Origin of the sequence: Lactobacillus sp. ESL0228, from assembly GCF_003692825.1 — a bacterium.
Lineage (GTDB): Bacteria > Bacillota > Bacilli > Lactobacillales > Lactobacillaceae > Lactobacillus.
This window is the reverse complement of record NZ_REHJ01000008.1, coordinates 84,007-105,933: the sequence shown is the minus strand read 5'-3', so window position 1 is coordinate 105,933 and position 21,927 is coordinate 84,007. Positions and strand designations below refer to the sequence as shown.

The 21,927-nt window shown below is 33.8% G+C and carries 22 protein-coding genes and 1 riboswitch; of the genes, 3 read left to right on the top strand and 19 right to left on the bottom strand.

Translation table 11 applies throughout. The features are described from left to right. Window positions 1-7: 7 nt before the first annotated feature. Window positions 8-238: a YozE family protein gene (locus F5ESL0228_RS03950; RefSeq protein ID WP_122018159.1), complete on the bottom strand. Its 231-nt coding sequence runs from the start codon at window positions 236-238 to the stop codon at window positions 8-10. A 4-nt stretch (window positions 239-242) separates the two neighbouring features. After that, window positions 243-1,103: a DegV family protein gene (locus F5ESL0228_RS03945; RefSeq protein WP_233553533.1), complete on the bottom strand. Its 861-nt coding sequence runs from the start codon at window positions 1,101-1,103 to the stop codon at window positions 243-245. A 120-nt stretch (window positions 1,104-1,223) separates the two neighbouring features. Between F5ESL0228_RS03945 and F5ESL0228_RS03940 the strand changes: the two genes are divergently transcribed. Beyond that, window positions 1,224-1,889, top strand: a complete 666-nt coding sequence (locus F5ESL0228_RS03940; protein ID WP_122018157.1) for a hemolysin III family protein — start codon at window positions 1,224-1,226, stop codon at window positions 1,887-1,889. On the opposite strand, the gene F5ESL0228_RS03935 is transcribed toward F5ESL0228_RS03940, so the two are convergent. Beyond that, window positions 1,886-3,085 carry a CCA tRNA nucleotidyltransferase gene (locus F5ESL0228_RS03935; RefSeq protein ID WP_122022921.1) on the bottom strand — a complete coding sequence of 400 codons (1,200 nt, stop codon included), beginning with the start codon at window positions 3,083-3,085 and terminating at the stop codon, window positions 1,886-1,888. The two genes, F5ESL0228_RS03940 and F5ESL0228_RS03935, sit on opposite strands and share 4 nt — an antisense overlap. Window positions 3,086-3,761: 676 nt before the next feature. Here F5ESL0228_RS03935 and F5ESL0228_RS08455 point away from each other — a divergent pair. Beyond that, window positions 3,762-3,962: a hypothetical protein gene (locus F5ESL0228_RS08455; protein ID WP_233553531.1), complete on the top strand. Its 201-nt coding sequence runs from the start codon at window positions 3,762-3,764 to the stop codon at window positions 3,960-3,962. Window positions 3,963-4,547: 585 nt separating this feature from the next. On the opposite strand, the gene F5ESL0228_RS03925 is transcribed toward F5ESL0228_RS08455, so the two are convergent. The 16 genes from F5ESL0228_RS03925 to F5ESL0228_RS03850 all read right to left on the bottom strand — a co-directional run bounded on the left by F5ESL0228_RS03925 (window position 4,548) and on the right by F5ESL0228_RS03850 (window position 21,613). Next, the gene (locus tag F5ESL0228_RS03925) at window positions 4,548-5,804 is read right to left on the bottom strand and encodes a lipopolysaccharide assembly protein LapB (RefSeq protein ID WP_122022920.1); all 1,257 of its coding nucleotides are present in this window, start codon (window positions 5,802-5,804) and stop codon (window positions 4,548-4,550) included. Between the two features lie 88 nt (window positions 5,805-5,892). After that, window positions 5,893-6,168: an HU family DNA-binding protein gene (locus tag F5ESL0228_RS03920; RefSeq protein WP_122022919.1), complete on the bottom strand. Its 276-nt coding sequence runs from the start codon at window positions 6,166-6,168 to the stop codon at window positions 5,893-5,895. A 185-nt stretch (window positions 6,169-6,353) separates the two neighbouring features. Further along, a complete protein-coding gene (gene der / locus F5ESL0228_RS03915) occupies window positions 6,354-7,664 on the bottom strand; it encodes a ribosome biogenesis GTPase Der (protein WP_122022918.1) in 1,311 nt (436 codons plus the stop codon). Window positions 7,665-7,731: 67 nt separating this feature from the next. Beyond that, a complete protein-coding gene (rpsA, locus tag F5ESL0228_RS03910) occupies window positions 7,732-8,937 on the bottom strand; it encodes a 30S ribosomal protein S1 (protein WP_122018152.1) in 1,206 nt (401 codons plus the stop codon). A 52-nt stretch (window positions 8,938-8,989) separates the two neighbouring features. After that, on the bottom strand, window positions 8,990-9,673 hold the full coding sequence (cmk, locus tag F5ESL0228_RS03905) for a (d)CMP kinase (protein ID WP_122018151.1): 684 nt from the start codon (window positions 9,671-9,673) through the stop codon (window positions 8,990-8,992). Window positions 9,674-9,717: 44 nt separating this feature from the next. Then, complete coding sequence (locus tag F5ESL0228_RS03900) at window positions 9,718-10,194, bottom strand: LysM domain-containing protein (protein WP_122022917.1); 477 nt, start codon at window positions 10,192-10,194, stop codon at window positions 9,718-9,720. Window positions 10,195-10,294: 100 nt separating this feature from the next. Then, on the bottom strand, window positions 10,295-10,981 hold the full coding sequence (locus F5ESL0228_RS03895; RefSeq protein ID WP_199713312.1) for an ECF transporter S component: 687 nt from the start codon (window positions 10,979-10,981) through the stop codon (window positions 10,295-10,297). Between the two features lie 92 nt (window positions 10,982-11,073). Next, window positions 11,074-11,189: riboswitch (FMN riboswitch) on the bottom strand. Between the two features lie 28 nt (window positions 11,190-11,217). Further along, a complete protein-coding gene (locus F5ESL0228_RS03890) occupies window positions 11,218-11,937 on the bottom strand; it encodes a pseudouridine synthase (protein WP_122018149.1) in 720 nt (239 codons plus the stop codon). After that, the gene (gene scpB / locus F5ESL0228_RS03885; protein ID WP_122022916.1) at window positions 11,937-12,548 is read right to left on the bottom strand and encodes an SMC-Scp complex subunit ScpB; all 612 of its coding nucleotides are present in this window, start codon (window positions 12,546-12,548) and stop codon (window positions 11,937-11,939) included. Before scpB ends, F5ESL0228_RS03890 begins: the two co-directional genes overlap by 1 nt. A gap of 1 nt (window position 12,549) precedes the next feature. Next, complete coding sequence (locus F5ESL0228_RS03880; RefSeq protein WP_122022915.1) at window positions 12,550-13,275, bottom strand: ScpA family protein; 726 nt, start codon at window positions 13,273-13,275, stop codon at window positions 12,550-12,552. A gap of 6 nt (window positions 13,276-13,281) precedes the next feature. Continuing rightward, the gene (locus F5ESL0228_RS03875; protein WP_122018146.1) at window positions 13,282-13,629 is read right to left on the bottom strand and encodes a reductase; all 348 of its coding nucleotides are present in this window, start codon (window positions 13,627-13,629) and stop codon (window positions 13,282-13,284) included. Between the two features lie 10 nt (window positions 13,630-13,639). Continuing rightward, window positions 13,640-14,539, bottom strand: coding sequence for a site-specific tyrosine recombinase XerD (gene xerD / locus F5ESL0228_RS03870; protein ID WP_122022914.1), 900 nt, complete (start codon window positions 14,537-14,539; stop codon window positions 13,640-13,642). After that, window positions 14,532-15,419: a S1 RNA-binding domain-containing protein gene (locus tag F5ESL0228_RS03865; RefSeq protein ID WP_122018144.1), complete on the bottom strand. Its 888-nt coding sequence runs from the start codon at window positions 15,417-15,419 to the stop codon at window positions 14,532-14,534. The genes xerD and F5ESL0228_RS03865 overlap by 8 nt, the downstream gene beginning before the upstream one ends. A 169-nt stretch (window positions 15,420-15,588) precedes the next feature. Beyond that, window positions 15,589-17,358, bottom strand: coding sequence for a pyruvate kinase (gene pyk, locus F5ESL0228_RS03860; RefSeq protein WP_122022913.1), 1,770 nt, complete (start codon window positions 17,356-17,358; stop codon window positions 15,589-15,591). A gap of 24 nt (window positions 17,359-17,382) precedes the next feature. After that, window positions 17,383-18,342, bottom strand: a complete 960-nt coding sequence (gene pfkA / locus F5ESL0228_RS03855) for a 6-phosphofructokinase (RefSeq protein WP_122018142.1) — start codon at window positions 18,340-18,342, stop codon at window positions 17,383-17,385. 145 nt (window positions 18,343-18,487) lie between these two features. Further along, entirely contained in the window at window positions 18,488-21,613 is a 3,126-nt protein-coding gene (locus F5ESL0228_RS03850) for a DNA polymerase III subunit alpha (RefSeq protein ID WP_122022912.1), read from the bottom strand. Window positions 21,614-21,717: 104 nt separating this feature from the next. Here F5ESL0228_RS03850 and F5ESL0228_RS03845 point away from each other — a divergent pair, with 104 nt between their 5' ends. Beyond that, complete coding sequence (locus F5ESL0228_RS03845; protein WP_122018140.1) at window positions 21,718-21,924, top strand: DUF2929 family protein; 207 nt, start codon at window positions 21,718-21,720, stop codon at window positions 21,922-21,924. The last annotated feature ends 3 nt before the right edge of the window (window positions 21,925-21,927 follow it).

The window sequence follows — 21,927 nt, the reverse complement described above, 5'->3', positions numbered from 1 at the left end:
CTCTTGATTAATACGACATTTTATCACGATACATCTGATAGGCATCATCAAAGATACTCATACTCGATAGATATCCCGCATTTAACTCAAGATAATTAGACAATTTTTCATAATCTTGCTCTTGTTTAGGAAAAGTTTGATCATTTTGAGCATTATTTGCAAACTGTGCAATCTCGCTACTTGAATTATTATTTCGTTGTGTCATCAAATAACGATAAAAACTTTCTCGATATACCACTTAGTTACTCCGTATAATATAAAATTGCATAAGCATCCATCCCTGCATGTGTAGCAATAATTGGACTGGTTTCCCGAACTAAGACATCAATCTGGGAATTAATATCTTTAATTTTTTGAGCAAAGTCAAGTAACTTTTGGGGCACACCATCAATTGAAACATAAGATATGCCAACCTCTTTGATTTTATCCTTGTTTGCCTCAATATCATCTAAAACTCGTTGATCAAATGCCATAGTAAATTTCTTGCCACGCCCCTTTTTAGCGACCTTCAGTTTACCATTAGGCATTTGTAGCTCAATTCTAATATTAAGCAAATTAGCAATTTTACCAGAAATCGGTCCCAGACGTCCACCTTTAATAACATTTTCTAAATTAACAATCATCATTCGCAAACGTTGTGTCTTCTTTATTTTTTCAAGATGCTCTAAAATTTGATCAACTGATTTTCCCATTTCAGCATCACGTGCTGCTACCAATGCTTGAAAACCTTCTGCACGATCTGTTAATTCTGAATCCACAATATGAACCATCGCCGTTTTCTTAGCAATTTCAGCTGCTTGTCTGGCGGCATCAACTGTCCCACTTAAGACTTTGGCTAAGAAAATACCAATAACCTCACTACCATCAGCCGTTAAGTCGTTAATTGCATCTACCAGTCGGCCAATGGATGGTTGACTGGTTTTAGGAAGTTCTTCAGCTTCATTCATCTTATCAACAAATTGTTGCCTTGTGATTTCAACTCCATCAAGATATGTTTTTCCACCAACTGTCACTGACAACGGCACAATAGTAATATGATATTTTTCAATTTCTTCTGGTGTTAGCTGCGCAGAAGAATCCGTCAAAATTTTAATTTTCGACAACGTCCTCGCCCTCAATTCTGAATGCTGCTTACATTTATGATAAAATATTATCTGTATCAATTATAAGTTATTATAGCAAAAAAACTAGCAAAAAAAAGAAAGCGAACAAACTGATTCAAAATGAAATTAAAAGAAATTTGGCAAGAACCAAAAGAAAGAGCGAAACGTTACTACATTTTAGATAACATCCTTAGCGCAGTCACACACGGAATTGGTTTTTGTTTAGCGCTTGCTGGCTTTGATTTATTAATTATTAAAGCAGTCTCTACACATAGCACATTGAGAATTGTAACTTTTAGCATTTATGGTATCTGCTTACTTTTGTTATATTTGTTTTCTACTCTTTTCCATAGTTTGATTTTTACTAAAGCCCGTAACATTTTTCAAATCTTTGATCATTCTTCGATTTTTCTATTGATTGCTGGAACATATACACCATATTCACTCGTTGCAATTGGTGGACTTCGAGGTTGGTTAATGTTTAGTTTTGTTTGGTTATTAGCAATTTTTGGAATTCTTTACTATATTTTTAATCGTGGCAGACATGTAATTCTAGACACAATTGTATACGTAGGTATGGGATGGCTAGTCATTTCTGTTGCACATCCATTATATATACGCCTAAGTTCTACTGGATTTTGGTTGCTAGTTAGTGGGGGAATTGCTTATACCGTTGGGGCCTTATTTTACACAATGAAACAAATTCCATACATTCATGTTATTTGGCATCTTTTCGTTATTTTGGGTTCAACTCTAATGTATATTTCAGTACTATTCTATGTCTAATTTAAACTCGTCAGATAAGTTCTAACCGCTTCTTCGGAATTTTCTAAATTACCGTCAATTACCTTATGTTTAATTTCATTTAATACTTCCCCTAGTCTAGGACCAGGCTTAAAGCCTTCTTTAATTAAGAACCTACCATCGACTGCTAACTCAGATGAAGATTTAATAGGTAATGCCATATAGCGATCCACTAAGACCTCAGAGTTTATTGGCTGACCCAAAATGTGAGCAACATCAATTGTATTAAGTAGAACATCTTTTCCCGCTTCAAATAATTCAAAATCTGTGGGTGAGTGTTCAGAAATTAGGTCAAATAAAGAAACAATTTTTTCAACTTTAATTGTCATTGCATTAGAATTTTTCCAATTATGCATAAATTTAGATATTTGGTCATTTTGAATTTTTAGTAAAATGATAATAACTCCCCAAAAACTTGTTTCCAAAGTTGGATTAAATTTTAAATTAGGATAAATTGCTAATAAATTTCCTTTTTGCGCCAAGTCGGGAATTGCTTCGTTTAATTCCGTCTCAATAAAGCTTCGAAAAGCTTCTCGAGAATTTTGCCCTAGGCCCATTTTGACAAATTCATCTCGCACTCTTTCTATCGAAATTTTGCTTAAAAGATGATGCAAATCTTTTATTGCTTCTTCTGTACAACTTTCCAAATTGAAATTCAGTTGACTCATAAAACGAACTGCACGCATCATTCTTAAGGCATCTTCATGGAACCTTTCTAACGGATCGCCAACCGCTTTAATTATATGTTTTTGCAAATCGCCTAAGCCATCAAAAAGATCGATAATTTGACCATGAGAATCCATCGCTAATGCATTAATAGTAAAATCACGTCGTTTAAGATCTTCATTCAAATTTTTAACAAATGTTACATGGTCAGGTCTTCGAAAGTCTTGATACCCTGACTCTGTTCTAAAGGTGGTAATTTCATAACCAATGCCATGATAAAGAACAGTAACGGTTCCATGCTGAATACCAGTGTCAATTGTTTTGGAAAAAAGATTTTTTACTTCTTCTGGATAAGCACTGGTTGCAATATCAATATCATGAATGTGTCTTTTGAGTAATAAATCTCTAATTGCTCCTCCCACAAAATATGCTTCAAAACCAGCTGCTTCTAATTTTTCCAGTATTGGTAATGCAGCAATAAATATTGATGGTAAATTATCTATTTTTATCATTTTAATCAACTCATTTGTTTTATAATCACGTTATTTTTGTTATGTTTAAATTATTAAATTTTTAAAGAAAAACCTAAAATTATGCCAAAAATATACTAAAACAACTATTCTTAAACTAGTTATTAATTCTAATAGGGTGCATATTTATGGCTTTAGTTTAGACATAATCTCCGATCCTAGTAAGTCTTGCTGTTAGCGTAAATTCGCTTTTGCTTAGACATTTTTGGGGAGCTAACTTGGTATTATCTTTCCTATATTAAAATATTCCACTATTAAAATATTCCACTAATTATATTAGGCTGTTGGTATATGGATAAAATATCTTTTGCTCATACAGTCTAGGGAATTATGTGACTCCTTTTTTCTCTGATTTTAGTACTCAGTATCTATTATATCTCAATTAAACTTAGAACACGACCATTTTCTTAACGCCCTACTAGCCTGGAACGTTGTGGACGTGGACTTGTTTTTCGGTAGACATTACATACTGATCTTATTGCGCGCGTTTTTTAAATGAATTTTGACTTTTCTTTTGGAAAAGTATTGTTATTCTTTCTGTAATGTCATAATTATATTATGTTCGCAATCATATTTAGATATTAAATACATTATGTACATCATTTTTCTCACTTAAGTAATGGATACTGTCCAACAGGAAACGTATTTCGCTAGAGGAATGGTCATTATTTCTGAAAAACATCAGGAAATAGCTAATAAGATTGATTTAAAAATTAATCGTGATTTTACTTACCTAAATGTACACAGTGACTATAGTTTAAAAAAGACCTGTCAATTATTTAATTATCTTGTTGTCTCACCGAGAAAAATTTCAACAGTTAGACAACTAATTGCCGCTGAAGACACCAGGAATTCATAAATGTTTTTGAAGTACATGAGGTTTGGGATAGGACCTTTACATTTAAGCAAAATCAACATCACTTTTTTATTCGTAAATAACAATTTAACAAAAATAACTGTGCACGTCAAAGACTAGCACAGCTATTTTTTTACTTCTATATTTTAGAGAACTATTCAAAGATAAATTGAAAACAATTAAGATTATCTATCAACAATCTTTTGCTCAATATCTGGGTATTCAATTAAAAAATCCCTAAGTAGAGTCCTTTATCAAACTAATTAAAGGAGATTTTTAGCATATTTATTCTTACTCAAAAATCATCATATAAATTTTAAATATATCCATGACATATAAGTAAATATGTTATATCATTCCAAAATTATACTATTAGCCGCAACACAATTTTTTGATATTTTTTATTTATACTCAACGATAAAGCCAAATTAGATCTATAGTAGTAATAACTTTATTCGCTACGAATTAAACATTTCTATTAAAGCTATCACCATTATTTTTAAATTTTATAATACAAATAAAATAATGAAATAGCTATTATTTTGATTAGATACCTGCCCGAAAATTAGTTTCTTTTATTAATTATCATCAATTTTGCAAGTTATCGTACATATCTTGCAGTTCGGAATCTTCTGGTTCTAATTTTAAATACTTTTCTAGTAACTGCTTAACTATGTCATCAGAATGAGCTTCTGTATTAAAAAATCGTATCATTTGCTTTAAGAAGATTGCATTATCTGAAAATTCTGGATACGCTAACCAAAATTCACTTTTCGCCTTTTGCTCTTGCTCTAACCTTTGATAAGATATTGCAAGATTCCAACGAATCTGAGGTTCAATTTCATCTTCATCGAATTTACTGAACAAAGCTAAATTATCCTGATCTTTATTTTCGCGAAGATATAAATTAGATAGTTGTAGCCGTAAATCAATATTATCTGGTAAAAAATTCACACCTTTTATCAATAAATCTTCTGCTGTTTTTAAATCATTGAGTCTAATTGCAGCTAGTGCACCTTTTTCATACAAAACGGCATCCAATTCATTATAAGCGATACCAGCTTGTGCCGAACGTAAAACTTGCTCCGTATCATTTTTATGCTCATAAGCCGAGACTAACAAACGGTATGCATTAGCATAATCTGGACTTTGATCAAGAACTTCATCTAAGTATTTTATTGCCTGATCATCTTTTTTAACAGCTAACATCACCAATGCAGCCTGATATTTACTATCAATATCTAAAATATCACCACCATTTTTTCTAATTACTGTAGCAGCTTCTTCATAACGTCCTAATTTTGCTAAAGTTTGGAATAAACGATCACTTAAATTAACTTCACTAAAATTTTTTTGTCGTTTTAATAAATCTTGATATAATTCAAGTGCTTCTTCATATTTTCCATTAAAATAATCGAGTTCTGCAAGACCAAATTTAACAACATCTTCATCAGGTGCCAATTTTAAGGCTTTTTTTAATTTCTGATATGCAGTTTCAAATAGACCATTAGTTTGATAATAGTCTGCCTGAACTAATAAACTATCCAGATATACAGATGAATCTTCAGAAATATTATATAAAAGCGTTAGACCATCATCATCTTTACCATCATTCAATAAAATTTCAGCTAAATAAATTTTAAATAAATCTTCCTTAGGGAAGCGAGCAATTAAACTACGATAAACTTCTTTAGCAGAATCAGTAAACCCTAATCCAGTTAAATTTTCCGCCAATGAAGCTAAAACCTCTGGATCATCATTATCTAATGCTTTTTTTAGTAAGATTTTTTCTTGAGAAAAATCCTGATTTTCAAGTGAATCAAGCATCTGTTTCGAATAAGTCATTTTAAACCTTCATTTAATAAAACAATTTATATTTTAGTTTAGTCAAAAAAATGGTGGCCATTATTTTTTGCCACCATTTTTTATAAAACTACTTAACAGCGTCCTTAAGTGCTTTCCCCGGTCTAAACGCAGGAACTACACTAGCTGGGATCGCTATTTCATCACCAGTTTGTGGATTTCGACCCTTACGAGCTGCCCGTTTTCTTACTTCAAAAGTACCAAAACCAATTAATTGAACTTTTTCATTTTTAGCAAGATCCTTTTGGATTGAACTGAAAATTGCGTCTACAGTTGCAGCAACCTTTTTCTTAGTTAAACCAGTTTTTGAAGCAATTTCAGTAACTAATACCGCCTTGTTTGCCATCTGGAATTCACCTCCCAAAATAATTTCAAATAAAATATGAAATTATTAATTTATTTCTCAAATAAGAAACAAGGAATAAATGATTATGACCAACCAATATTCCTTGTTTCAAAATATCATAAAAAGCCTTGTACAACAAGCAATTTGACTAAAAAAATCATTTTTTCACATTTGCTAAATACAAACTATTTTCTTTTACGCGGAATAATTTTAAGTGGTGTTCCTATAAAATTGAAATTTTCTCGTAATTGATTAATCAAAAAACGTTGATAAGAAAAATGTAACAATTCAGGGTCATTAACAAAAACAACAAATGTTGGTGGATTAACAGATACTTGTGTCATATAATACAAGCGTAATCGCTTGCCCTTAATCATTGGAGTTGGGGCTAACTTACTTGCCTCAAGAAGAAGATCATTTAACACACTCGACTGAATACGCTGAGTTTGATTTTGATAAACTTCTTTAACAAGTTGTGGGATTTGCTCAAGATTTTGTCCTGTCTTTGCGGAAACAAATAAAATTGGAGCATAATCCAGGTACTGAAATTCTTCACGAATTGTTTGAATAAATTCCTTGCCGCTATTACTATCTTTTTTCGGTAGATCCCACTTATTAACAACGATGATAATGCCGCGTCCTGCTTCATGTGCGTATCCAGCTACATGCTTATCCTGTTCACGAATACCTGTACTTGCATCTAAAACCAGACAAACTACATTTGAATGCTCTACAGCACTTTCTGCACGCATTACCGAATATTTTTCGGTTTTTTCGTAAACTTTACCACGTTTTCTGATACCAGCTGTATCAACGATTCGAAATTTAGTTCCATCTTCACCAACAAAAGGAGTATCGACGGCATCACGTGTTGTCCCCTCTTCATTATTAACAATTACTCGCTTTTCTCCAAGTAATTGATTCACAATTGAGGATTTACCGACATTTGGACGTCCAATCACACTAAAGGAAATTTGTTCTTCATTTTTTTTATCTAAATTAGTCGGTAATTCACTAACAATACGATCCAGCAAATCGCCAATACCCGTGCCGTGAACACTAGAAACAGGTATTGGCGTACCTAATCCCAAGCTGTAAAAGTCGTAAATATCCATTCTTTGCTCAGGATTATCAGCCTTATTAACAGCCAAAATCACTGGCTTTTTAGTTTGATATAGCATATGTGCAATTCTTTCATCTAAATCAGTCAGGTGATTAGTTACACTGGTCAAAATTATAATTACATCAGCTTCTTCAATTGCAATTTCTGCTTGAGCCCGTATCTCATCCTCAATTCGTCCATCTTCCCAGGTGATGCCACCTGTATCAATCAAATCAAATTTATGTCCAAGCCATTCTGCCTGAGCATAATTTCGATCACGAGTAACCCCCGGTTTATCCTCAACAATTGCTAGACGTTCATTGATAATCCGGTTGAAAAGTGTTGATTTACCAACGTTCGGTTGTCCTACAATTGCAACTACAGGTAAAACCATAAATTTTCAGCCTCCCTAAAATATAAAAAAAGCTGACTTATTGGTCAAGCCAGCCTTTTTATTACAATTAATGACGATCTTTTAATTGGTCACCGATAATATCACCTAAAGCAAAGCCACTATCATCGTTGTTCATGTACTTATTGTTCATTGAACCTCTGTTATATGAACTATGCGATTGGGAACCTTCATTATCAGAACTCTTAGGATCAGCCGCTTTCATTGAAAGTGAAATTCGACGCTCACCTGGATCAATACTCAAAACTTTAACTTTAACAGTTTGACCAACTTTCAATACATCACTTGGTTTGTCAACGTGTTTGTATGAAATTTCAGAAACATGAACTAGACCTTGAATGCCATCAGCCACTTCAACAAAAGCTCCGAAGTTAGTTAAAGATTTAACTTCGCCCTCAAAGATGTCACCTTCATGAAGTTCTGCTGTTGCTTGTTCAAATGGGGAAGGTTCAGTTTGCTTAATTGAAAGGGAGATGCGATGTCTATCATCATCAATACCAATTACTTTTACCTTAACATCTTGACCAGATTTTAATACATCACTAGGTTTATCAACGTGCTTATATGAAATTTCAGAAATGTGAACCAAACCGTCAACACCACCTACATCAACAAAAGCACCAAAGTTAGTTAAACGAGAAACCTTACCTTCAACTACGTCACCAACAACTAATTGTGAAGCAACATTTTCAAAGGCTTCTTCGCGCTCTTCTTCGATTAAGTCCTTGTGTGATAAAATTAAGCGATTTTTACTTGGATCAATCTCAGTAATCTTAAGCTTCATTGTTTTACCAATATATGGCTTAAGATCTGAAACATATCGATTTGAAATAAGTGATGCAGGTAAGAAACCTCTCGTTCCTACATCAACTAATAATCCACCACGTACTGATGATGTAATAGTGCCTTCGATTGGAGTACCAGCTTCAAAGTCCTTTTGTAATTCATCGTAGGCTTCTCTTTCCTTTAAACGAGTTACAGAGAAGAAGAATTCACCATTTTCCTTATCGCCGCCAGCTTTTCTTAAAACTAAAGCCTTGAAATTATCACCAGGCTTAACAGCGTCACGAAGGTCGACGTTGCGATCTGAAGTAAATTCACGACGTGGAATAACTCCCTCGACACCAGCATTTACAACACCAACATCGATTTGACCTTCTTCAACGTCTAAAACTTCAACATCTACAATATCTCCGACCTCAACTCCTTGCATTTGCTTTAATGCATCTAAAAATTGATTACTATTTTCTGACATTATTTACCTCCCGATATCATAACCTCATTTTAAATGAAAGTTAGATATTTTTCTACTGTTTTAACACCTTTTTTTGACTTTTTTTAATTTCTGCCAAAATAGAATTAACAACTTCATTAATTGTCATCTTAGTTGTATCAATTTCGACGGCTTCAGAAGCCTTTTTCAATGGTGACACTTCTCGGTGAGAATCTTTGTAATCTCGTGCGACTATATCAGACTCAATTTCTTTTAGTGTTTTTTCACTTTTTATTCCACGTTGTTTTAAATCGAGCATCCTTCTTTGTGCACGAGACCGAGCAGTTGCTACAAGAAATATCTTAACTTGTGCATTAGGAAGAACAGTAGTAGCAATATCCCTTCCATCCATTACAATATCCATTTTTCCGGCCATTTGGCGCTGTAAATCTACCATTTTACTTCGAACACCAGCTAAAGCAGACACTTGAGAAACATTTTTCGAAATTTCAGGAGTCCGAATTTTGCGCGAAACATCCTGACCGCCAACATAAACTTTTTGCTCACCACCAACAGATTTAAGTTCAATTCCACACCGATCAATTGCAACTAAAATTTGATGCTCATCAGCATAATCAATTCCCTCTTCTTGTGCGATCACAGTACAAGCACGATACATCGCACCTGTATCAATGTATATATATCCTAATTTCTGCGCAACAATTTTTGCTACAGTACTTTTACCAGCTGATGCTGGTCCATCAATTGCTATCTGCATTCCAATTAAAAAGGGGCAACATTGTCCCTATCCTTTCTATACCATTACTTTAATATCAAGGTTTGCCCTGCTTCAATTTGTCTATTTTCATCAAGATTATTAAGTGCGACTATATCGCTAACAGTCAAATTAAATTTTTCAGCAATACTAGTCAGCGAATCACCATTTGCTACAATATATTGCTTAGGAACCCTTTCTTGAAATTCATTCTTAGCTGGTTCTTTAGTTTTTGGTTTATTTTGCACCTTAGCGTGCAACTTTACCTTAGAATTAGACTTTGGGATAATCGGTGACTTTTTTACTCTTATTTGCTTTTTACTAGATTTCTTTACTTCAACTGCCTGGTTATCTGTCTTGTTTGCTGAAGCCAAATGATAAACAATAGGTACAAGAGCAACAAGTATGATCATTAAAAATGACATTATTGCTTTCCAGATTTTAGACACAGACTTGTGTGTATTAACTCTAGATTCTGCTGGACGTAAATAATGTCGATATGGTTCTACTGGTTTTTGGTTCATTTTAAAACCCCCTTGCTTAACTTGTATAATTTTAGCATATTTAATATGAAATTTGGATAAAAAAAAACGACCGGATCTGGTCGTTTTATAAAATTAAATTTTATTGATTATTTTTTTTGAAGTATTTACGAACAAAAGGTTTAATAGTCTTCAAAATTGTTTCAAATAGTAAGAAAACAACTACACCATTAATTAATCCTTTTAGTAAGTTAAAAGGTACAATTATGCCAAAAATATAGGCACTCATAGATGGAATATGAAGCAACTGTCCCAAGTAAATCTTCTCGGTAAAATTTAACAAATCGCTGTAACCGTTTATTGCTGGCAATTTAGGTACAGCTGTCACTGCATAAAGTGGAGTCAAAACTAGTGCATTAAGTATTGATAAAACGACCGTCATTGCTAAAATTCCTAAAACAATTCCAAGAATCGGCTTAAAATGACGCTTAAAAATATTCGTTTCATCAGCATTAAGATTTTTTGTTGAATAATAAAATGGTAAAGCAAACGAAATAGTCGCTAATAAGGCAGCAATTTGACCGACAATGCTTGGGAGTGCAAATCCTTTATAAATTAGATTAATAATCATTCGAATACACGCAATGAAAATTCCTGGACCTGCACCAAATAGAAAAGTTCCAATTGTAATAATTACATCAGAAAAATCAAATTTCAAAAAACTAGCAACTGGCAATGGAAATGCAATTTCCATTACGACAAACGCTATTGCTCCTAGCAATGCATAGGCAATAATATTAGCTAAATTACTTGAATTTTTTCGTTTCAAAAAACTTACCTCCAAAAGTAATAATAAGTCTGTTGCTTCTAGCAACAGACTTATTTAAAAGTAAGCATAAGATTATCCAAGCTTTTAAGTTAGTCTGCCTTCTTTCATCTAGACTTTAACTATCGGTATTCTTAAAGAATTCCACCACTTACGTGGGTCGTGGACTCACACCACCGGTCGGGATTTACACCCTGCCATGAAGACAACAAACTGATATATTTGATTACAATTACATACTAGTCTAAGCGCTTTAATCTGTCAACCTCAGCATGTGTCAATTCACGATATTTTCCTGAAATAAGCGAGTCTAAGGTTAAAAAAGAGTATTTTTCACGCGAAAGTTTTTTAACTTGATGATTCACTGCTTTAAACATTTTTTTAACTTGATGATAGTGTCCCTCATGAATTGTTAATTGAACAAGTTGAAAATTTTTTTTCCTATCACTGCGAATAATTTTAACTTTTGCCGGTGCAGATTTTTTATGATCAAAAATGACACCGTGAGTTAGTCTGGCTATTTCTTCTGGTAACAATTGTCCGTTAATTTTTGCCAAATAGACTTTGGACACTTGGTTGCGGGGATGCATCAGTAAATTAGCTAGTTCTCCATCATTAGTCATAAGCAACAGACCAGAAGTATCATAATCCAAGCGCCCAACTGGATACAATCGATATGGTAGTTCAGAAAAATAGTCAGCTACGGTTTTTCTTCCCTTATCATCACTAACCGTAGAAACTACACCACGAGGTTTATAAAAAAGAAATGTATGCAAGCTTTCACGCTCAATAGGCTCACCATCAACAGAGATATTACTAAATGTTTCAACTTTTGTCCCCAATTTAGTAATTACTTTACCATCAACTGTTACCCTACCCTCTTTAATCATTATTTCTGCTTTGCGACGAGAAGCAATCCCTGCCTCCGCAATTACTTTTTGTAAGCGTTGTAAAACCATTATTTTTCTCCTTCGCGTTGATGTTTGAGTAAATTCTTATCTACCTGCCCTTTCGCTGATAACAGATCTATTTCCCCCTCGACATTAATGATGTCATCTTCAAAATCCTCAATTAAAGGCAAATCTGCCAAGCTTTGATAACCGAAATATTGTAAAAAATATTCACTAGTAATATATAAATTTGGATGTCCTGGGACATCTTTTTTACCTTCAATTTTTATCAAACCGCGCCAAAGTAATGTCTGTAGTGCGCCAGAAGAGTTAACTCCTCTTATTGTATCAATCTCAACTCGCGTTATTGGTTGCTTATAAGCAATAATTGAAAGTATCTCCAAAGCTGATTGGCTCAGTGTTTTGGTAAGATTTTTTTGAAAAAAACCGGTCACAATTTCACTAACTTCTGGACGAGTTGTTAATTTATAGCTATGATCAAGATGAACCACTTGCAAACCCGTATCTGCATTTTGCTTAAGTTTTTCCTTTAATTTTTTGCTAAGCTCCCTTAAGGCAGAAGAATCAATTTGTAATAATTCACACAAATTATTACTTTCTAATCCACTATCACCAGCAAGATACAGTAACGCTTCTAACTGCGCCATTTTACTTACCATTTTAACCAATTCTTTCTATTTCCAAATCTCCAAATGCATGTGATTGTCGAACCTTGATTTGTTGCTTTTTACATAGCTCTAATAAAGCCAAAAAAAGACCAATAACATCTGATAAACTGTTCAGTTGGTCACTACATGAAAAAAAGCTAATTGTTTTTTCAGTAGCAAGCTTACACTCTAAAAAATCAGTCATTTCAGTAATTGATGTTTCATTAGATGCAATAGAAACATTATCTAAATGGCTAATTTTTAAACGTTGTAAAACCACAATAAATGTATTGACCAATTGCGAAGAGGTAATTTTGCCCAGCGGCAATGGATCTATCTTTTTAGTTTGTGGCACACTTTCTTCTTTTGCCGCCGTAATTGGAACTTCTTCATTTCTCTTTTTAAAATACAACGAAACTTTTTTGAAAACAGAATATTGCACCAATTGTTGAACTAATTCATCACGTGGATCTTCTTCAAGTTCTTGATTATCAGTAAAATCATTCTTTGGTAATAGGGATTGTGACTTAATCCTTAGTAGCATTGAGGACATTACAAAATATTCACCAGCAACTTTTAAATTCAAGCGCTGCATTTCATGCAAATAAGCTAAGTATTGACTAGTGATTTGCGCAATAGGAATATCATAAATATCAATTTTCTGAGATTTAATTAAGTGAAGAAGTAAATCAAGTGGTCCTTCGAAATTAGGCAATTCTAAAGTTAAATTATTAGTCATATTCTTTCATTTTGTCAAATATTTAATTAAATAAATCCATTCAGGCACAGCTGTAATTTTTTTATTAGGATTACTACTAGCTAACTCTTGAATAGCCCGAGATTCATATTTAGATTGACGATAATCTGGCGCAAGTGAGATATAGCGAATTATAATAAAATGATCATCATTTTGAGTACCGATTACGCCGATAAAATTAGCTTCTTTTTCTCGATATAAATATAGTTGAAACTCTGAGCTAGCCTTGTTCAGTTTAATTTCTTCTTTTAAATTATCAAGATTTTTAAATTCAGGCAAATAGGATAATAATCCCATTGCAACTTTTTCTTGATCTTTTTTACATTCAATTAGCAAAATAAATCACCTATGTTCGCGGATGCGTCCTAGTATAAACTTCTAAGATATGCTTTTGAGTTAAGTTTGTATATATTTGCGTCGTGCTAATATCTGTATGCCCAAGAATTTCTTGCACTACACGTAAATCTGCACCATTTTCAAGTAGATGAGTCGCAAATGTATGGCGCAGTGTATGAGGTGTAACATTTTTAGAAATTCCAGCCAATTGACAATAACGTTTGATAATTTGCCAAACCGCCTGTCTTGTTAGTTGTCCGCCACGATTATTAAGAAAAATATAATCACTATTTTTCCCAACTTTCAGAAGTAATATATCTCGTACTTTTTGCTGATAGTTTTCAATCCATGAAATTGCTACCGAACTAATTGGAATGAGCCGCTCCTTATTTCCCTTTCCAAATACTTTTAATAATCTCAAATCAGCATGTAAATCATCAAATTTAAGATTAATCAATTCACTTACTCTAATTCCAGTTGCGTACAGTGTCTCAAGTAACGCTCGGTCACGTAATCCCAATTTTGTTTTAATATTGGGTTGAGCCAAAAGATCATTTACTTCTTTAACACTTAAAGCTACAGGTAAAACATGCCGTTTCTTAGGTGAATCAATTTCTTGCATCGGATTAAGTTTCTGAATATTCTGACGTACAAGCCATTGATAAAACTTTCGCAAACTTGAAATCATTCTACTAATTGAAGTGGTCGCTTTTTTTTGATCTTGTAATTCAGCCAAAAAAGCATCAATATCAACAGTTTTAGTTGGCCATGACGTAATATTTTCTTTTTTCAAAAAGGCTAAAAAACTAATTAAATCTTGTCGATATGCCAAAATGGTGTTATCACTTAAACCACGTTCAATTTGACTATAACGTAAATAATCCTCAACTTCTTCTAGTAAATCATTCATTTTCTTTAACTTCAGGATCATTAATCAATGTAATTGACCCGGCATCCTTATCTTCAGTAATATATTTTGCCTTTAGCAAACGACCTATAGCTCGCTTAAATGAGGATTTAGAAATACCAAAATAATTTTTAATTTCTTGCGCATCGGATTTATCATAAAAGGGCAAAGTTTTTGTATTCTTACGGCGTAAACTCATTAAGATCATTTGAGCATCATCATCAATCTCTTCAAAAGCTCGTGGCAAACTACTTAAATTCAAGCGACCATACTGACTAATACCAATTACTCGACCCTTAAACTGCTCGCCTAAACGGAGTGGTCGTACCATTTGAGATGCATGGACAAAACCAAGATAATACTCACTAGTAATGACAAATGCTCCAATTTCACGACTAGCATAAACCGTACCAAAAATATCCTTATTTTTCATTTTATCAGGAAAATGGGCTGCCAATTGTTCAAAAATACTTTCATCTGCCAATTTTGCCCAGATACGATCTTTGCTGTCAGTTTCAAGATGAACCAAAAGTTGGTCATCAATTCTCGGCCAGCGCTCTTTATCAAATGGTAGATCATCAACTGAAACAACAACTTCTTTATCAGGTAGTCCAATATCCACAAAAACACCCAAATCATACTTAATATCAGTTACTTTGCTCCAACCATATTGATCAGCTTGAGCAAAAGGTAAAAATTGTGTCATTTCACGATGATGTTGCTTATCATCATATAAAAAACCTTGTACTTGACTACCTAAACGTGGAGTTTCCTCTTGAGTAATCTCCTTACATTTCAATTCGTAAGTAACTCCATCTACTTGAACATAAAATGCATCATCATTTTGATCAATTATTTTCCCTGTTGCAATTGTGCCAAGCATAGTTTCAATCTCCTAAATCAAATAAATTCTCTTTTAACAAGTATAACATTTTAACTAATTAAATTAACATAAGTCAACTAAATTTCATCTTTGATGTACTTTTATGAATAAATACTGAGCAAAATAAATAGCCAGTTTGAAAACTGGCTATTTATTAATTTGCTAATTATTATAAATTAGAAACTTCACCTTGGTAAATTGCACCACGTCGAGCATCAATCGTAATAGTCGATTCATTAGCAATTTTATCAGTTGCATCTGTAACACCAACTACAACTGGAATACCTAGTGATAATCCTACTACAGCTGCATGTGAAGTTAAACCTGAAGACTCAACAACTAAACCTGAAGCCTTTTTAATTGCAGGTAAGTAATCAGGATCGGTAGTTTTTGCAACTAAAATATCACCCTCTTGAACCTTACTGTTTGCTTCATCGGCGCTTCTAACAACCACAGTTTTACCAACAACAGAACCGTTACCAACGCCTAAGCCCTGAGCCAACTTGTTACCAATGATTTGTAACTTCATCAAGTTGGTTGTACCAGAGTCACCAACTGGTACTCCAGCAACAATAATTACTAAATCACCATCTTTGACATAGCCCTGTTCTTTAGCAACTTTAGCAGCTACTTCAAACATATCATCAGTTGATGCAGGCTTTTCAGTAATCATGGGTTGAACGCCCCAAGTAATTCCAAGTGAATGTTGAATCTTTTCATCAAATGTTAAAGCCAAAATGTTGGCATTTGGACGATACTTAGAAATCATTCTTGCAGTATAACCAGAGTTAGTAGCAGTAATGATAGTTTTTACACCTAATTCTTGAGCAGTACGAACAACTGATTCCCCAATTGCTTCAGTAACATTTGAACCCTTGTATTCTTCAAATCTTTGAAGAGCCAAAGTATTACGTTTAAGCATTTCATCTTCGGTTCTTTCATCAATTTCTGCCATGGCTTTTACCGCATTAATTGGATAAAGACCGTTAGCTGATTCTCCAGATAGCATTGTTGCATCAGTTCCATCCAATACAGCATTCGCAACATCAGATACTTCAGCACGAGTTGGGCGAGGATTTTCCTGCATTGAATCCAGCATTTGAGTAGCAGTGATTACTGGCTTACCTAGGGCATTAGCTTTCTTAATTAAATCTTTTTGAACAAATGGGACATCAATAAATGGAATTTCAACTCCCATGTCACCACGTGCAACCATTAATCCATCAGAAACTTGTAAAATTTCATCAGCGTTATCAATACCCTCTTGAGATTCTATTTTGGGATAAATCTTAACATAATCACACCCAGCGTCTTCGCATAACTTACGAATATCTAAAATATCTTGGGCTTTGCGAGCAAATGAAGCAAAAATAAAGTTAATTCCATGTTCTAAACCAAATTTGATATCACTGGTATCCTTTTCAGTAATTCCTGGAAGACGAATTTCAACGCCAGGTGCATTAACACCTTTCTTTGATCCAATAACACCTGTATTTTGAGCCTCACAAATCAACTCTTTGTGTTCGTCGTCTTTTTCTTTAATTAATAAATCAACTAAGCCATCATCAATTAAAACGTGACCACCAACATGGGTATCATCATAAAGACCAGCATAGGTAACGTGAATTTTTTCCTTGTTACCAGTTTCAGAATCGTCCATAGAAACTCTTATTACATCACCTGTATTAAGAGTAAATTTACCACCCTCTTGATCAGTAGTTCTAATTTCCGCACCCTTAGTGTCAAGAGCTATTCCCAGAACCAAACCGGTCTCCTTTTCAACTTGACGAACCATATTCATCCGTGAAAGATGTTCTGCATGGTCGCCATGTGAAAAATTAAAACGAAATACATTTGCACCAGCTTTGGCTAAAGCTGTAATAGTTTCAATATCATTTGAAGCTGGTCCTAATGTACTAACAAGTTTAGTTTTCTTCATTTATAACAATCTCCTCAAAATTGACTATTTAGTCATTTCATCATTTATATCTACTAACATTTCATCGCTGTGATGCTTTTCATCAAACAAATCCAGAATATCATGTGTTTCTAGTTGACCATTCTCCACACCGACAGCTAAACCGCCTTTACCATCAAGAAGCAACTTAACAGCATAATTTCCCATCTTTGTAGCATTGATTCTATCTAAAACAGTTGGTGATCCACCACGTTGCATATGCCCCAAGACATTAGCTCTAGCATCAAAATCACCATATTTCAGAAGCTCCGTTCTAAAATCTTCAGCATTCATTACACCTTCAGCTAATACTATAATTCCGTTATCCTTACCATTTGCAAAACCACGCTTCAAAGTTTCAGCAATCTCTTTAACGTCATATGACCGTTCAGGAACTACAATAGCATCTGCACCACTTGCTAAACCAACTCGCATAGCAATGTCGCCACAACCACGACCCATTACATTAACAATAAATACACGGTGATGACTACTAGCCGTATCGCGAATCTTATCAATTGCTTGTAATGCCGTATTGCAAGCAGTATCCAGTCCAATTGTATATTCAGTATACGGAATATCATTATCAATTGTACCTGGAAGACCGATAGAATTAATTCCCATCCGAGTTAAAGCAAGAGCACCATGATAAGAACCATCACCACCAATTACAATAACAGTATCAATATCGTGCTTCTTTAATTGCTCAACACCTTTTTCTTGCACCTCTTTTTGTGCAAATTCAGGGTATCGGGCACTGTAAAGAAAAGTTCCACCTAGATTAACCATGTGATCAACATTTTCAGCAGTCAAAGTAATAAAGTCTCCTGCCACTAACCCGGCAAAGCCATAACGAATACCAACAACGCCAAGTCCATTATGAATTGCAGTCTTCGTAACAGCTCTAATAGCTGCATTCATACCAGGAGCGTCGCCACCGCTCGTTAAAATACCAATTCGTTTCATGAATTCACCTCATCAACTTTTTATTGTGTAATTTCTCACATCCTCTAAATTCTAACATTCTTTCAAGAAAAAATCTCATAAAAAATAATATATTTGCTTATTTTAGCAGTCTTTAATTATGATAGCGTTAACAAATGCTTACAGCTTAATTTTTAAAGTTAATCAGCCTAAGATTATTTAAAACATATTGCTTTTGACTATTATCAAAGCGATCATTTTGCACTTTAACACTAAGTAAGTAGATATCTCCCACCTTTAAAATCGCTTGTATCTTTTCATAAACATTTGGAAAGATCACAATATCCTGCCTACTAGTTAAATCAACAAACTCAGTAAAAGCCATCGTTTTGCTCGCTTTAGTTTTAATCAGTTTTAAGGAAGTCAATTTCCCCACTGCAATCCCTCTATCATTAATATCAAATTGATTTAGTGATTTAGCTTTAAACTTAGTTGCATATCTTTGAACTGCCACTAAAGGTGAAGTCATAGTAGAAAAGCCCATAACTTCTTCTTCCATCGCAGCTTTTTCCTGATTGGTTGGAGGTGAAACATGTTTAATTGGCACCCCACCTAAACTTTCAGAAAGTGCTAAATTATGGCCTGTCAATTCGATATTTTCAATAATTTCTTGACTATTTTCTAATAATTCATTGCGATTAGGATTGATACTATCAAAGCATCCCGCCTTAATCAGTAATCTGATTACTTTGGGCTGAATATATTTTGAATCAACTTGTCGTAAAAAATCTCCAAGTGAAACAAACTTTTTTTGTTGCCGGATAAAAACTATCTGTTCCAGAAAATCAGACCGAATATTTTTAATTGTCCGTAAACCGACTAAAATTTGTCCATCAACTACCCTATATTCTAAGTCACTTTTATTGATATCAGGTGGAAGAATTTTTACCCCTACATTTTGAGCACGCATAATTAAATCATTAGTCTTGTGACGATTGGCACTATTTGAGTTAAGCAATGCAGCAAAAAATTGGGCTGGGTAGTGAACCTGTAGATAGGCCAACCAAAATGCGATTTTAGTATATGCAACTGCATGTGATCGATTAAAGCCGTAATTAGCAAATTGTTCAATATAATCATAAACTCGCTCGGCCTTTTCTTTTGACCTTCCCTTTTTTACTGCTCCGGCAATAAATTTAAATCTTTGCTTTTCAATGACAGTTTGATTCTTTTTAGACATTGCACGACGAAGAATATCAGCTTCACCTAACGTAAAACCAGCCATGGTTCTTGCTGTCTGCATAACCTGTTCTTGATAAACCAATATACCATAAGTTGGAGCTAAAATTTCTTTTAAGCTTGGATCGGGATAAGTCACTTTGACTTTGCCTTGCTTACGTGCAATAAACGTTTGAATATTTTTCATTGGACCTGGTCGATATAATGCATTGACAGCTATCAAATCTTCAAAGTTATCAGGTACTAATTGTCGTAATACAGACCTAATTCCACTTGATTCAAATTGAAAAATTAAATCAGTATTACCAGATTGAAACAGCTTTATTGTTTCCGAATCATCAAGAGGAATTTGCCTGACATCAAAATTTTTATTCTGATAACGAATCATGTTTTCAGTATCGCCTAAAATTGTTAGGTTGCGCAACCCTAAGAAATCAATTTTTAATAGTCCTAAAGATTCAACATATTTTTTTGTTTGTTGGGTAACAGGAATGCCAAATTGACCAGCTTGTAGTCCAGATATTGAAGCAATCGAATTATCACTTAACACCAATCCAGCAGCATGAATTGAATAATGCCGTGGTAACCCTTCTAATTCTTTAGCAGTTTGAAATAACAGTTTATTTTTACTACTGGCGTTAACTAGCAACTGCATTTCGGTTGAAATTTTATATGATTCACTTAAAGTGATTTTTCCCTTTGAAAAAGGTACACTTTTTGACCATTTATTCATTTCAATTTCGCTCAGACCAAAAACGCGACCGGTGTCTCGAAGTACCTGCTTAGCTGCTAAGGTTCCAAAAGTTAAAATTTGAGCAGCATGATCCATGCCATATTTTTCAAACATATATTGAATTACTTGATCGCGTCGATTGTCGGGAATATCTAAGTCAATATCAGGCATTTCATGACGAGCAGGATTCAAAAAACGTTCAAATAACAAATTATATTTAAGTGGATCAACTTCAGTGATTTGCAATACATACGAAACAAGTGAGCCACAAGCAGATCCTCGCCCAGGGCCCGTTGTAATTTTAATTCGGTGACAATAATTAATCACATCCCAAACAATCAAGAAATAATCATTAAATCCCATTTGATCAATAATGGTTAGCTCATAATCTAATCGCTTTTGGTATTCGATAGGAATCCGCTGCTTGAATCGATAATGCAATCCTTTTTGTGATAAGTAAACAAGATATTCCTTTGAACTTGGAAATTTATTTTGTTTAAATTTAGGCAAAACTGGCGTTTGAAACTTAATCTTAGCATTACATTTTTCAGCAATTTTCCAAGTATTGTTCAGTGCTTCATCAAGATCCATTTCATGATAGCGGATACGTAGCTCTTCTACATTAGGTAAATAATGTGATCCATTTTGTTCAGATAATTGTTCCACATTTTGAAGAAGATTTCCTTTTTTTATTGCTTGTAATGTGTGCTGTAAGAACTGATCTTGAGGCTTTAAATAGCGTGTATCTTCCACACTGACCAAAGGTAAGTCAAATTGTTTAGCCAATGTTTGAACATAAGCTAGATAATTTTCTTGTCTCTTTGCTGCATAAACACCTAAATAAAGCGAACTCGATTTTGGAATCAAAGACAGCAATTGACGAATAAAATCATGCCCTAATTGCTCATTTTGTTTTTGCAAATTTAGCAGTTCACTTTTTGTATTTGCAGGCACAATTAAAATTAAATTATCAAGATATTTTGTCAATTTAATTAAGGTCAATATTCGGTTATTATTTCCATTTTCAGTCAACAAGTTAATTTTACTCGACAAGCGTAAAAGATTACGATAGCCATCATCGTTTTTAGCCAAAACAACTAAATCATAGAGGTTTGTATTATCAATCAAACCATTCAATCTAACTTGCATACCTAATATCGGTTTAATCCCTACTTCTTGAGCTATTTCATAAAAGTTCACCAATCCATAGGTAACATTGATATCCGTAAGACTAACAGCTTCGTATCCCTGAGCTTTAGCTGCTAAAAGTAACTCTTTAATTTTAATTGGACTTTCTAAAAGTGTAAAAGCACTAATATTTTGCAATGAAGCAATTTTCATCTTGAAGCCGCCTTTCTATATAATTAGTATAACAAAAGATTGGTTTTAAATTTGAAAACCTGATTAATCTCTGTTAAAATTCATTTATGAAAGAGGGAACTACTATGGGTCGTTATATCATTACTATCGGCTGGAGTGTTGTCTATATGTTGATTGTGGGGTTCATTGCCGCGCCTTTGACTCAAACTGTCTTTAATCTTAACGATGCTTTAATTGTTGGCTTGATTTTTGGATTGGTATTTGCAGCAATCATACCAACCATCACTGCACATTCAAGTAAAGACAAGAGCAAGTACTCAAAGCTGAAATAGTTC